11 protein-coding genes are annotated in these 13026 nt (G+C 65.7%); 5 read left to right on the top strand and 6 right to left on the bottom strand.

The annotated features are described in order from the left end of the window. The first annotated feature begins 25 nt into the window (after positions 1-25). The 3 genes from ACTIFE_RS11370 (at position 26) to ACTIFE_RS11360 (ending at position 4226) form a co-directional block, all read left to right on the top strand. A complete protein-coding gene (locus tag ACTIFE_RS11370; RefSeq protein ID WP_439529269.1) occupies positions 26-1066 on the top strand; it encodes an aliphatic amidase in 1041 nt (346 codons plus the stop codon). Between the two features lie 72 nt (positions 1067-1138). Beyond that, complete coding sequence (locus ACTIFE_RS11365; protein ID WP_439529344.1) at positions 1139-1936, top strand: CbbQ/NirQ/NorQ/GpvN family protein; 798 nt, start codon at positions 1139-1141, stop codon at positions 1934-1936. 13 nt (positions 1937-1949) lie between these two features. Beyond that, on the top strand, positions 1950-4226 hold the full coding sequence (locus tag ACTIFE_RS11360; protein WP_439529268.1) for a VWA domain-containing protein: 2277 nt from the start codon (positions 1950-1952) through the stop codon (positions 4224-4226). A 249-nt stretch (positions 4227-4475) separates the two neighbouring features. On the opposite strand, the gene ACTIFE_RS11355 is transcribed toward ACTIFE_RS11360, so the two are convergent. From ACTIFE_RS11355 to ACTIFE_RS11330, 6 genes are all read right to left on the bottom strand, one after another. Continuing rightward, a complete protein-coding gene (locus tag ACTIFE_RS11355) occupies positions 4476-5240 on the bottom strand; it encodes an ATP-binding cassette domain-containing protein (RefSeq protein WP_439529267.1) in 765 nt (254 codons plus the stop codon). Between the two features lie 5 nt (positions 5241-5245). Next, positions 5246-6451 (bottom strand): alanine racemase, encoded by a 1206-nt coding sequence (locus ACTIFE_RS11350; protein WP_439529266.1) that lies wholly within the window; start codon positions 6449-6451, stop codon positions 5246-5248. A 13-nt stretch (positions 6452-6464) separates the two neighbouring features. Then, positions 6465-7442: an ABC transporter permease gene (locus tag ACTIFE_RS11345; protein ID WP_439529265.1), complete on the bottom strand. Its 978-nt coding sequence runs from the start codon at positions 7440-7442 to the stop codon at positions 6465-6467. Positions 7443-7546: 104 nt separating this feature from the next. Beyond that, positions 7547-8602, bottom strand: a complete 1056-nt coding sequence (locus ACTIFE_RS11340; protein WP_439529264.1) for a substrate-binding domain-containing protein — start codon at positions 8600-8602, stop codon at positions 7547-7549. 51 nt (positions 8603-8653) lie between these two features. Beyond that, a complete protein-coding gene (locus tag ACTIFE_RS11335; RefSeq protein ID WP_439529263.1) occupies positions 8654-9913 on the bottom strand; it encodes a M20 family metallopeptidase in 1260 nt (419 codons plus the stop codon). A gap of 4 nt (positions 9914-9917) precedes the next feature. Then, positions 9918-11111 (bottom strand): ROK family transcriptional regulator, encoded by a 1194-nt coding sequence (locus tag ACTIFE_RS11330; RefSeq protein WP_439529262.1) that lies wholly within the window; start codon positions 11109-11111, stop codon positions 9918-9920. Positions 11112-11356: 245 nt separating this feature from the next. Here ACTIFE_RS11330 and ACTIFE_RS11325 point away from each other — a divergent pair, with 245 nt between their 5' ends. Together ACTIFE_RS11325 and ACTIFE_RS11320 are read left to right on the top strand one after the other, a co-directional pair. Then, on the top strand, positions 11357-12106 hold the full coding sequence (locus ACTIFE_RS11325; RefSeq protein ID WP_439529261.1) for an IclR family transcriptional regulator: 750 nt from the start codon (positions 11357-11359) through the stop codon (positions 12104-12106). Continuing rightward, a complete protein-coding gene (locus ACTIFE_RS11320) occupies positions 12103-12900 on the top strand; it encodes an IclR family transcriptional regulator (protein WP_439529260.1) in 798 nt (265 codons plus the stop codon). Before ACTIFE_RS11325 ends, ACTIFE_RS11320 begins: the two co-directional genes overlap by 4 nt. The last annotated feature ends 126 nt before the right edge of the window (positions 12901-13026 follow it).

Genomic DNA, 13026 nt, shown 5'->3' with positions numbered 1-13026 from the left:
GCATTCACCCACCGGAGGAACCAGCATGCATCACGGCGATATTTCCAGCAGCAACGACACCGTCGGCGTGGCGGTGGTCAACTATAAGATGCCCCGCCTGCATACCAAGGCGGAAGTGCTCGAAAACGCCCGCAAGATCGCGGCGATGGTCGAAGGGATGAAAATCGGGCTGCCGGGCATGGATCTCGTGATCTTCCCGGAATACTCGACCCACGGCATCATGTATGACAGCAAGGAGATGTACGAGACCGCCTCGCAGGTGCCGGGCGAGGAAACCGCCATCTTCGCGGAGGCTTGCCGCAAGGCTAATGTCTGGGGCGTGTTCTCGCTGACCGGCGAGCGGCACGAGGAGCACCCGAACAAGGCGCCCTACAACACGCTGATCCTGATGAACAACAAGGGCGAGATCGTCCAGAAGTACCGCAAGATCATGCCGTGGGTGCCGATCGAGGGCTGGTATCCGGGCAACTGCACCTACGTGTCGGAAGGCCCGAAGGGCATGAAGATCTCGCTGATCATCTGCGATGACGGCAACTACCCGGAAATCTGGCGCGACTGTGCCATGAAGGGCGCCGAGCTGATCGTCCGCTGCCAAGGCTACATGTACCCGGCCAAGGAGCAGCAGATCATCATCTCCAAGGCCATGGCCTTCGCCAACAACGTCTATGTGGCGGTGGCCAATGCGGCCGGTTTCGACGGCGTCTATTCCTACTTCGGCCACTCCGCCATCGTCGGCTTTGATGGCCGTACGCTTGGCGAGTGTGGCGAGGAGGATTACGGCATCCAGTATGCGCAGCTCTCCGTCTCGATGATCCGCGACGCGCGGCGCAACATGCAGTCGCAGAACCACCTCTACAAGCTCGTCCACCGTGGCTACACCGGCATGATCAACTCCGGTGAAAGCTCCAAGGGCGTCGCGGCCTGCCCCTATGACTTCTACCAGAAGTGGATCAGTGATCCGGAAGGCACCCGCGAGATGGTCGAGGCCATGACCCGGTCCACTGCCGGAACGGCCGAGTGCCCGATTGACGGCATCCCGAACGAAAAGACCCCTGTCCACCGCTGATGGGACTTGCCGGCGGCGACCCATCCGCCGCCGGCCTCTTTTTTCAAGATTGCATACAGAGTGAGCCAGACAATGGTCCTTGCGCCGTATTTCCTTGCCGACGAACCCTTCTACGCCCCGCAGGCGGACGAGATCGACCTCTTCACCGCCGCCCATGCCCTGCGCCAGCCGGTGATGATCAAGGGGCCGACTGGCTGCGGCAAGACGCGGTTCATCGAGCACATGGCCTGGCGGCTCGGCCGGCCGCTGGTGACCGTCGCCTGCCACGAGGACATGACCGCTTCCGACCTGGTCGGTCGATTCCTGCTCGATGCGGACGGCACCGTCTGGCACGACGGCCCGCTGACGCTGGCGGTGCGCCACGGCGCGATCTGCTATCTCGACGAGATCGTCGAGGCGCGGCAGGACACGACCGTCGTCATCCATCCGCTCACCGACGACCGGCGCATCCTGCCACTCGACAAGAAGAACGAGCTGGTGCGGGCCCATCCCGACTTCCAACTGGTGATCTCCTACAACCCGGGCTACCAGAGCGTGCTGAAGGACCTGAAGGAATCCACCAAGCAGCGCTTTGTCGGGCTCGACTTCACCTATCCTGATGCCGCGCGCGAGGCCCGGATCGTGGCACGCGAGGCCGGCATTGACGAGGTAACGGCCACGCTTCTGGTGAAGGTCGCCGACCGCTCGCGCAACCTGAAGGGCCATGGCCTTGATGAAGGCGCCTCGACGCGCATGCTGATCCAGGCCGGTCGCCTGATGGTGCGCGGCATCTCGCTCACCGCCGCCTGCCAGATGGCGCTGGTCCTGCCGATCACCGACGACCCGGACCTGCGGGCCAGCCTGACGGACGCCATTGCGGCGTGCCAGTAAGAAGGTGGCCGGGATGACCCAACTGGCAGAGGCGGACAGGCCGGACCCGCTGACCCTTGCGGCGTCTGCCGGATCCGCGGCGGACCGGCTGCTGCCCGGATTGACGGTGCGCGTGCCGGCGGAGGATCGGGCCGCGCTGGAGCGGGCGGCCGCCACCTTCTGCGACCGGTTCCAGCCTGCGAGCCTGCAGCGGCGGGCGCTTGCGACGGCAGCGCCGGCGCTGCTCGACCGGGCCGGCGCGGAGCCGCTCATCCGGCTCCTGGAGCTGGCTGGCGACCTCGGCCAACGCGGGCGTGGCGGCGATGCGACGCTGGTCCTGACTGCGGTGCCGCGCGCGCTGCGCTGGCTGAGCGATGGCGATGATCTCGCGGTCTGGCTCGCGGTGGTCGCCGATGTGGCCGAGCGCGCGCCGGAGAGCCTCGCCGCGCTGGCAGGTGAGACCGATCATCTGCTCGGCCGGCTGGGCGCACGCGGTCTTGCCGGCTTTGCCGGGGCGCTGATCGACCTGGCGGCAGGCCGGGAAGACCTGCGCCAGGCCCTGTTTTCCTTCCGCGATCCGCGTGCCGAAACGCTCCTCCTGCGCGAGGCGGCCGATGTGCCGCTCGCCCGGCTGGAGCCACGTCTCAAGGGTCTGTTCACGGCGCTCTGGTCGGTCGAGCCCGTGATCCGCCCTTCACCGGCGGGCAGTGCCCAGACTGCCCGCCGGTCCAGCTTCGATGGCCGCATCCTGTTCCTGCCCGATGCTTATCGCGGTGTGCGGGGGGAGGCGTCCGTCACGCTGATGAAGGTCGCGGCGCTGCACATCGGCGCGCATCTGGCCCATTCCGGGCGGCCGCGTCCGGCCAGGGCGCTGAAGCCGTTGCAGATCGCGCTGATCTCGCTGCTGGAGGACGCGCGGGCCGAGCATCTGGCGCTTGACCAGTACCCTGGGCTCAACCGGCTATGGCTGCCGTTCCATACCGCGCCGGCCGAAGGCGGGACGGCGGAAGCCCTGCTGGCGCGGCTGGCGCGAGTCCTGGCGGACCCCGACCACGAGGATCCCGATCCCTTCGTGCAGAAGGGGCGCGCGGCCTTCCGCGAGGCGCGGGACAGCTGGGACGACCCGGATGTGCTCCGGCGGATCGGCAGCGGGCTCGGCAATGATCTTGGCCAGATGCGGCTGCAGTTCAATTCCAAGACCTATGCGGTGCAGCCGCTCTACCGCGATGACAATCTGGGTCTGTGGCAGTTTGACCTGCCGGACCAGGAACAGGGGACTCCGGACGAGATTTCCATTTCCGTGCGCATCGAGCAGCGGGAAACGCAGACCGAGGAGCCTGACCGCCGCAGGACCGAAGAAGGGGGAGATGAGGTAAGTCCGGTGCGGCTGACCGAAGCCGATCCGGAGGCGGCGTTCCCGCTGTGCCGGCTTCCGGAATGGGATCCGGTCAGTCACCGGCACCGGCCGGACTGGGTGCAGGTGATGGAGCATCCGCCGCGGTTGGCCCCGGCAGCGATCATCGACCGGCTCCTGTCCGAACGTCCCGATCTGTTGCGGCGGACCAGTGCGCTGATCCGGCAGGCGCGTGCGGGCCAGCCGGTGCGGCTGCGCCGTCAGGCCGAAGGCGACCGGCTCGATCTGGAGGCCGCACTTCGGGCGCGAATCGATCTGGCCGGGGGGCACGCCCCCGACACGCGGGTCTATGAGACCCGCACGCTCAATTCCCGTGATCTTTCGGTTCTCGTGCTCCTGGATATCTCCGAATCCACCAAGGACACGATCGACGGTTCGCCGGTCTCGGTATTCTCCATCCTTCGCGAGGCGGCAGCCCATCTGGCCGCTGCGATGGCCGAGGCCGGCGATCCCTTCGCCCTGTCAGCCTTCCACTCCGATGGCCGGGAGGACCTGCGCTATCACCGCATCAAGCGGTTCGGCGAGGCCTTCGACACGCGGGCCAAGGCGCGGCTGGCGGGGCTGAGGCCGGGCCTGTCGACCCGCATGGGCGGGGCCCTGCGCATGGCCACGCGCGACATCCAGCCGATGGCGACGCATCGCCGGCTGGTGCTGATCATTACCGACGGCGAACCGTCGGACATCGACGTCAGCGATCCGAAGCATCTGGTGGAGGATGCGCGCAAGGCGGTGCAGGAAGCGGCGGGTGCCGGGATCGACGTGTTCTGCGTCGGGCTGGACCGGACGGGAGATACCTATCTGTCGCGGATCTTCGGACGCCAGAACGTGATCCAGATCGACCGCGTGACCGCGCTGCCCGACCGGCTGCCCAAGCTCTACCTGCGGCTGACCCGCTAGCGAAGAAGGGCGCAACACCGATGGGGCCGTCAGACCGCTGACAAGCCCTCCATCGTCTTCCTGGACGCAGCGAAGCGAAGATCCGGGACCGGAGAGTCTCGGTCTATCGGTGTTAACTCGCTGAAATTTTGCGACTTCGGCTCTCCGGTCCCGGCTCGGCGCTTCGCTGGGCCGGGATGACGGTGGCGAGGTCGAGACCTTGCAGAAGGGAGGGCGCAACAGCGGCGTTGCGCCCCCCTGTGCGGTTGCTCAGTGAACGCCGGTGATCATTGAGACGATCTCGTTCTTGTTGGTCTTCGCCGTCTCGCGCACGCCGATCTGCTTGCCCCGGCGCAGCACGCAGATGCGGTCGGACAGGCGGAAGACCTGATCGAGGCTGTGGCTGATGATCAGGATCGCGAGGTCCCGGGCGCGCAGGGCCTCGACGATCTTCTCCACCTTTGCGGTTTCGGCAACGCCAAGCGCTGCCGTCGGCTCGTCGAGCAGCACCAGCTTCTTCGCCCAGTGGGTGGCCCTTGCGATGGCGATGCCCTGGCGCTGGCCGCCGGAGAGATCCTTGATGGTGGCGCGTGCGGAGGGGATGCGCACATCAAGCTCGTCCACCAGAGCCTGGGTTTCCTGCATCATCGCCTTGCGGTCGAGGAGGCCGAAGGGGGGCTTGGTCTTCTCGCGGCCGAGGAACAGGTTCATGTAGACCGGCTGATGATCGGCCAGCGCCAGATCCTGATAGACCACCTCGATGCCGCTCGCCCGTGCTGAACTTGCGTCGGAAAACTGCACCGGAGCACCGTCCAGGGCCATGGAGCCGGAGGTAGGGGCATGGACGCCGGAGATGATCTTGATCAGCGTCGACTTGCCGGCACCATTGTCGCCGACAAGAGCCACGATCTCGCCGGCGCGGACGGTCAGGGAAAAGTCTTCGATGGCGACGACGCCGCCAAAGGCCTTGTGGATGTTGGTCAGCTCCAGCATCGGCCGGCCATGGGTGAGGGAAGTCTCGGTCTTGCTTGTCATGGCGCTCAGCTCAGGTTGGGCCAGGGCTCGGCCTGACCGAAGATGTTGTCGATGGTCTCGACCTGAGGCGTGCCTGAGGCAATGCCGCGAACGCCGACGATGTAGCCGCGCTTGACGAAGGCCTGGCCGCGGAAGCCGAAGACGACGGTGTCGCCGGTCTTGGCGGCCGGATGCCCGGCACAGTCGATCATGCCGTAATAGTCGATGGCCGACGGCGGCGGGATTTCGACAGGGCGCAGTGCAGCGTCGGCCACAGTCGGTTCGGCGGAGACGAGGGCCTTGAGCCCATAATCCGGGAACACCGGGTCGATGTAGAGACCGCCGCCGAAGCAGTAGGCGCGGCCCTGGTGCAGGTGCGAGACCTCGGTGAGGTAGAGCACGGCCGGCCGTTCCGGCAGGTCTTGCATGGCGTGCAGCGGCGTGGTGCCGTGCAATCCGTTGCCGGGTTCGCACTGGGTTGCGCCGGCACTGGCAAGGTGGTGCAGCACGGCGGAAGAGGTGGTGCCGGGCGCGTTGATCTCCACTTCGGCGCGGCCGCCCTTGCGCAGGGCGTCGGCGGCGCGGGCGAGGGTCGTGAGATTGTGGGTCGGGTTCACCGTGCGCGTGGCGTTGTCATAGAGCAGCGCCGGGAAGGAGGTGAGGCCGGCGAAGCGGGCGCCGTCCAGTGCGTCGAGCCGGTCGGCCACAGCGGCAATATCCTCGGCCGGGAAGCCGCCTTCATGCCCTTTGTAGAAGGTGTCACCGGCGGTATGGACGCGCGCCATCAGGTTCTGGATGCGTCCGGCAGCCTTGGCGGCTGCGGCTGCTTCCGCCGCCTTGTCATCGGAAAACACGGTCCAGTAGTCCGGCTGCAGGTCGCGGGCGGCCATGGCGGCCTCGAAGCGTGGCACCTGGACGAGATGACCGAGGTGACCGGTCTTCAGGCCGGCCTTGTGGCAGGCAATCGCACAGGCCATGTCGACAGCGACCGCCCGGTCGATGCCGCCGCGCAGGACGGCGCGCGAGAAGCCCGTGTTGCGACCAACCTGCTTGGTCATGGCGAAGACCTTCAGGCCATGGCGGTCAGCTTCTGCCTTGAACAGGCGGGCGTTGTCTTCCACCGTGTCGAGGTCGAGCACATAGGCATTGGCAGGGATCTGTCCGGCCCGGTGCAGGGCCATGGCCGCTTCGACGAAGGCCGGGTTGCGGCGGCGCAAGAGGTCGAGAAACATGATCCGGGTTCCCCTATCGGGTGGTGTCGCGCAGCGAGATGGCGACGGCAACGAGGATGATGAGACCGCGCACGATCATCTGGTCGGACACGGACAGGCCCATGAGGATGAGGCCGTTGTTGAGCATGCCCATCAGCAATGAGCCGACGAGTGCGCCGACAACCGTGCCCTTGCCGCCGTTCAGCGCCGTGCCGCCGACGATGACTGCGGCAATCACGGTCATCAGGTCGCTTTCGCCGAGCGTGTATTTGGCGGCCTGGAGACGGCCGGCGTAGAGCAGGCCGGCGAGACCAGCGCACAGGCCGCTCAGCATCAGCACGGTGAGGCGCAGGCGCGGCACCTTGATGCCGGAGACCTGAGCTGCGCGGGCGTTGTCGCCGGTGGCGACCACATGCGCGCCGAAGCGGGTCTGGCGGTATACGACGTGACCAACGATGACGGCGCCAAGCGTCCACAGGATCAGGGACGGAATTCCGAACAGGCTGCCCGAGCCGAAGATGCCGGTGAAGACGTCATTGACCACGGGGATCGACCGCAGGTTCGTCATGGAGCGTGCGATCCCGGCAAAGAGGCCCATCGTGGCGAGCGTCACCAGAAATGACGGCAGGCCGAGATAGGCGACCAGCATGCCATTGAGCCATCCGATGGCAAGTCCTGCACCGAGCCCTGCAAGAACGCCGAGGAACAGCGAGTGTTCCTGCATGACGACGGCAGCTGAGAGGGCGGCGACGGCGACGATTGAGCCGAAGGACAGGTCGATCTCGCCAGCGGAAAGCACGAAGACGAGGCCAATGGCCATGACCGTGGCCGGCGCCGTCTGCAGCACGATGTTGGAGAGATTGCGCGTCGTCAGGAAGCCGTCATCGGCAAGGGTGACAGCGAAGAACAGGAAGATGGCGGCAAAGCCGAGGTAGAGCACGTATTGCTGCGGCTCCAGTCGCGACAGGAGCGGCACCCGGGCGACCGGCTTCAGGGACGTATTGGGGGACATGGTTGTTCCGTTTCCGGACCGGCGTCGCCGGGCCCGTTGAAGACCTGCTGTCAGGGACGGGGAGGGGCCCGGCCGCGCGAACGTGGCCGGGCGTCGTCTTTCGTTTACTTGGCAGTCAGCACGCTCTTGGGCGCATCCTTGCGCAGCGACTGCTGCCAGGCCTCAGCGACCGTATCAGCTGTCGCCGTGACGGCCGGAGCGACGATGAAAGCCGGGGTCGGCTCGCCAAGGAGCGCCAGCGCGCCGGTGGCAGCCATGGCGCGGCCGAGCTCATAGGCCTCGTCGGCGACGATGGCTGCGACATTGCCGCCCTTCACCATGTCGAGGGCAATTGGCTCGGACAGGTCAAGGGTGACGATCTTGGTTGACTTGTTGCCATTGCCACGCAGTGCGGCGAGCACGCCTTCGGCCGGGCCGGCCCAGGTGACATAGATGCCACCGAGATCCGGGTTCTTCAGCAGCATCGCATTAGCGATCTCCTCGGCGCGGGCCGGATCGGAGATGCCTTCCTCGGCGACGATCTTGATGTCCGGATAGTCCTTCTCGATGGTCGACTTGAAGGCGTTGTCGCGCTGGTTGGTCACGTAATAGTCGGCATCATGATAGATCCAGCCGACGGTGCCTTTGCCGCCCATGGACTTGGCCAGCGCGTCGGCGGCCTGCTTGCCCATCTGGAACAGGTCATCGGTGACGATGGCCGCATAATCCGTCGGATGGACATAGTCCTTCGGCAGGTTCGACAGGAAGACGAGCTTCACGCCGGTTTCCTTGGCTTCCTTGAAAGCGGCGGCCGAGGTGACCGGATCCAGCGGCAGGGCGAGCACGATGTTCGGCTTCTTGGCGAGCGCGGTCTCGATGTCTGAGCGCTGTTTGGCCGCGTCAAATCCGGCGCTGGTGGTGGCGACGACCTCGATGCCGAGGCGGGCGAATTCGTCCGAGGCACCGGCGGTGACGGCGTTCACGAAATCGGACTGGTCGTGCCACAGCAGGGCTGCCTTGTGGCCGCCTGTCTTCAGCTTCGCCGCCTGGGCGTCGCTGACGGTGACCGTGCTGGTGGCGACGGCTGTTTCGCCTTTCGGCCCCGTGGTCTGGGCAAGGGCCGGTGTGGATGCAAGAACGGCGGCGATGGAGAGCGCGCCGAGAAGCTTGGTCAATGTCATGTCAGTTCCTCCCGTTACTGTACGACTGGGCCTATACGGCCTGGTGTGGTGTCAGGTGCCCTGAACACCGCAATAGGCGGCAATGAAGCTGGCAAAGGCGACGATGCCGCTGAGGTAGTCCGCCACGTTCACCCGTTCCTCGAGGGTGTGGCAGTTGCTGATGTCGCCCGGGGCGCAATAGATCGCCGGGCAGGCAAGACGGTTGATCAGGAAGGGCGATTCCGACCAGTAGGGCGCTCCGGCCACGGCACCTTTGTCCGCGTCGGCCGCTTTCACAGCCGCAGACATCAGGCTGGCCGCCGGATGTGCCGGATCGATTTCGGCCGGAGAACCGCCGAAGCGATGGTCGCGTCCTGCCGGATAGCGGATGTCGAGGCTGACGCCTGTTCCCGCGAGGCTGTCGCGGGCGACGGTCTCAAATTCTGTCACCGCCGCATCAAGGCTTTCACCCGGCAGCAGCTTGCGGATCAGCGACAGGCGACATTCGCCGGGCACGGCGATGTAGCCGCCGGCTTCCAGATGCGTGACGAGCAGGAAGGCGCGGCCGACGAGGGGATGGTCAGCCCTTGCGGCAATCGTGTCCGAATGGGCAAACAGCGCCGCCTGTAGCTTGTGCGCGGCCTTCAGGGCGTCGATGCCCTGTTCCGGCACGCCGAAATAGGCCGACTTCCCGGTGAGCGTCAGGTCGGCGATGAAAAAACCCATCTGCGCCGTAAAGACTTTGAGCTGCGTTGGTTCGACATAGACCGCGAAATCCGGGCGGGCGATCTTGTCCGTCTCGACCAGATGTGTGTAGGCCTCGACGCCGGCGCTGACGCCGGTACCTTCCTCACCGCTTTCCTCATCGCCGACAAAGGCGTAGGCAACGTCGCCGGCAAGGCGGATCCCGGCTCGATCAAGCAGATCGAGCGCCGCCAGGCTGGTGCAGATGCCGGCCTTGAGGTCGCCGGTGCCCCGGCCCCAGATCTCGCCGTCCACCAGCGCGCCGCCGAAGGGGTTCTCCCGCTCCGTGCCGGCCCATTTCTCGGCCCAGCCCTTCACATGCACAGTGTCGGTGTGTCCCATGAACAGGAGGCGCGGCCCATTGCCCGTGCCCTTCCGCTCACCCCAGATGTTCGGGCGGCCGGGCTGGAAGTCTGCGGTTTGTGGTGCCAGTCCCAGCCGCTGCATTTCGGGCTCGAGGAACGCGACCATGTTGGCCTCATTGCCGGTGATCGAGTTGCGTGCGACCGCGCCACGCAGAAGGGCAATGGCATGGTCTGTATCAAGCAAGGCGCGCAGGCGATCAGCGAGGGCGGATGTGTCTGTCATCTTTTCAGCTCCCAAAGCCGGCTGCTGGTGCAGGCACAAGCCCGGTTGTGGCGACCTTCGCGGGCGGCAGGTTGATCTGTGCTCCCGGAACGCCGCCGGAAAACAGTGCGGCATGAAGGTGGGCGAGGCCAATGGCTGCCCCGCCGATCAGCGTGACACGCGAGCCAAGCGCAGAAACGCCAATCTCGACCTGCGTCGGACTGCAGAGCGGCAGCAGCGCGCGGATCCGCTCGACCAGTTCCATGCGGCTGCCGATGGAGCCGCCAAGGATGATACGTCCCGGGTTGGTTACCGCGCTCAGGACAGCGATGGTCAGGGCAAGATGGCGGGCGGTTTCATCCAGCACCTGACTGGCCTCCGCCTCTCCGACCGCAGCTGCCGCGAAGATCGCAGGCACATCGGCGTCCTTCCCCGTGAGAGTGCTATAGCGCGCCCGGATGCCGGCGGTTGCCGTTGCCCGTTCCAATGCACCGACCTTCAGCGAGGCTGGTTCAAACGGATCGGCGCCCAGTGGCAGGAAACCCAGTTCACCGGCTGCATTGGCTGCACCGCGAACGAGTTCGCCGCCAACCATGACGCCAGCACCGATACCGGTGCCGATGGCGACATAGGCGAGGTCGTCCGTTCCCGTTGCACTTCCGGCCCAGTGTTCGCCGATGACTGCGAGGTTGACGTCGTTTTCGAGAATGACTTCGGTGCCAAGCAACTCGGCAAGTGCGGCGCGGACATCGAATGCATCAAGGCCGGGAATGTTCGGGGCCATCAGCACCCGGCCCGTGGTGCGGTCCGGGGCGCCGGGAACGCCAATGATGGCAAGGCGAACCTTGTCAAAGGCAATGTCGTTGTGCTCGGCCGCCCTGCGGGCAAGCCGGGCGATCTGCTCGACGACAAAACGGCCGCCCCGCGTGTCGGTCGGTTCCGTGACTTCGGCCAGCACATTGCAGGCAAGGTCTGCGATCGCGGCACGCAGCTTGCGGCCACCGAGATCGATGGTGGCGATGCAGGCGGCATCGGGCACGATCTCGTAGGTGATGGCGGTGCGCCCGACATGGCCGCTGGTGCGGCCGGTTTCGCGGATCCAGCCGTCTTCCTCAAGCTGACGGGCGATTTCGGAGATTGTCTGCTTGGACAGGCCCGTCTGCTTGGCGATGCTGGCGCGCGAGATCGGCCCGCAGTGCACGATGGTCTCCATGACCATGCACAATGAAAACTGCCGGGAAATGCTCGGGTTTTCGCTCAAGGGTTCAGCCTGTTCCGCCGTTGGATTATTTATTCGTTCTATGATCGAACTAATTATGATCCAGCTATTTTGTCAAGTCATTCGCAGGGAAGCTCTATGGTGCGATGCAAAAGAAATCGCGGGGTGGCATTGCAACCTGTTGGGCACTCATTGCCTTTGCGGATGGGGCGGCTTAGGTATTTGCGGGAACGGGGGGAGACCGGGTGAGTGAAAAACGGCGGGGCATCCAGTCGGTGGAAATCGGCGGACGGCTCCTCAGTGCCTTGATGCGGCATGCAAGACCGATGATGCTGAAGGATCTGGCAGCCGAGGCTGACCTGGCACCTGCCCAGGCGCACGCCTATCTGGCCAGCCTGAAGCGGGCCGGGTTTGTCGAACAGAGCCCCGAGACCGGCCGGTACCTGATGGGGCCGTTCGCGGTTCGTCTCGCTATGGCGCGGCTGCGCACGGTTCCGGCCTATCGCGAGGTGATCGCAGCGGCCACGCGGCTTGGAACGGAACTCGGCCTGATGGTGACAGTGACAGTTGCAGGGCCGCAGGGGGCTACGGTCATTCATCGCTTTGACGGTGGTGAAACCCTCAACGTCAACATCCGCATGGGCACCGTCTATGCCCCGGGCGATACCGCAACGGGGCGGGTCTTCGCGGCTTTTTCCGAGGCCGGCTCGGCGGATGAGGGTGTTCAACGCTGCGGCTATGCGGCCGTCAACGATGAACCTGTTCCCGGTGTCAGCGCTATAGCGGCGCCGGTGCGCGCTGCATCCGGAGAGTTGTTCGCTGCCCTGACGCTGGTGGCCTCAAGCGCCAGGCTGGCGCGTGAAGAGGATGCCGGCAAGGCCGCACGGGGGCGGCTTCTGGTTATTTGCGTGGAAGCAGAAGCAGCACTGGCCGCCGATGAACTTGCAGGGGCAAAGGACGACTCGCCTGGGACACTGCGGAGGCGGCGGTCGTGACGGACAAGGGGCGGGGCGTCAATTCGGTCGAGGTCGGAGCCGGGCTGCTGGAAATCCTGGCCGGTCATGACGAGCCCTTGATGCTGCGTGACCTTGCAAGGCTTGCCAGTCTCTCTCCGGCGCAGGCGCATGCCTATCTCATCAGCCTTGGCGCGATCGGCCTTGTCGAGCAGGAACCGGGGTCGGCGCGCTATCGGCTGGGACCGGCGGCACTGGACTTCGGCATCACGCGGATGCGCAGCGTTGATCCGATCCGGCTGGGGCAGGCGGCCGCGCTGGAACTCTCCGAGGAAACCCAGCTGGCTGTGGCGATTGTTGTCTGGGGCGGGTTTGGAGCAACCGTCATCCAGGTGCTGGAAGGCCCGGATCAGGTCCATATCAACACCCGTGCGGGCACGGTCTATTCGCTGACAGGAACAGCCAGCGGGCGGATCTTTGCGGCCTACTTGCCGCAAAGCCTGGTCACGCAGGCGATCCGGCGGGAGCGCGAGGAAAAGCCTGGCAGCGGCCGGGTCGGGCGGCTGATGGACCTGTCGCAGGCGGAACTGGCTGGGATCCGCCAGGCGGGTTTCGCAACCGTTTTTCCGACACCCGTGCCAGGCATCAATGCGCTGTCGTCACCGGTGCTTGACCATGCCGGGCAGATCCAGATGGCAATCACCTTGATCGGCGCCGCCCAGTCTCTCGATACCTCGTCCGACAGTCCGCATCTGCGTTTGCTGCAGGAAACGGCCTTGCGCGTTTCCCGGGGGCTTGGCTTTGCCGGCCAAACACTGGCGCCACTGCGCGCCTGACGTCACGCCTCAGTTCATTTTTGGCTCCAGACAGCTTTGCCCGCTGCCCTCGCCTCGTCGATGGCAGCGGGCGCGTTTGTCGCCGAATGTGATTGAGCCGCCGACAAGCGCTGATGGCCTTGCGCG

Source organism: Pannonibacter sp. (assembly GCF_051860505.1).
GTDB lineage: Bacteria > Pseudomonadota > Alphaproteobacteria > Rhizobiales > Stappiaceae > Pannonibacter.
Note: the sequence above shows the minus strand (reverse complement) of the source record. Positions and strands in the feature narration are given on the sequence as shown.

Coding starts and splice junctions, on each gene's coding strand:
- ACTIFE_RS11335 (WP_439529263.1), bottom strand. CDS start 9,913: ATGACAGACACATCCGCCCTCGCTGATCGCCTGCGCGCCTTGCTTGAT.
- ACTIFE_RS11330 (WP_439529262.1), bottom strand. CDS start 11,111: ATGGTCATGGAGACCATCGTGCACTGCGGGCCGATCTCGCGCGCCAGC.
- ACTIFE_RS11345 (WP_439529265.1), bottom strand. CDS start 7,442: ATGTCCCCCAATACGTCCCTGAAGCCGGTCGCCCGGGTGCCGCTCCTG.
- ACTIFE_RS11365 (WP_439529344.1), top strand. CDS start 1,139: ATGGTCCTTGCGCCGTATTTCCTTGCCGACGAACCCTTCTACGCCCCG.
- ACTIFE_RS11370 (WP_439529269.1), top strand. CDS start 26: ATGCATCACGGCGATATTTCCAGCAGCAACGACACCGTCGGCGTGGCG.
- ACTIFE_RS11340 (WP_439529264.1), bottom strand. CDS start 8,602: ATGACATTGACCAAGCTTCTCGGCGCGCTCTCCATCGCCGCCGTTCTT.
- ACTIFE_RS11350 (WP_439529266.1), bottom strand. CDS start 6,451: ATGTTTCTCGACCTCTTGCGCCGCCGCAACCCGGCCTTCGTCGAAGCG.
- ACTIFE_RS11355 (WP_439529267.1), bottom strand. CDS start 5,240: ATGACAAGCAAGACCGAGACTTCCCTCACCCATGGCCGGCCGATGCTG.
- ACTIFE_RS11360 (WP_439529268.1), top strand. CDS start 1,950: ATGACCCAACTGGCAGAGGCGGACAGGCCGGACCCGCTGACCCTTGCG.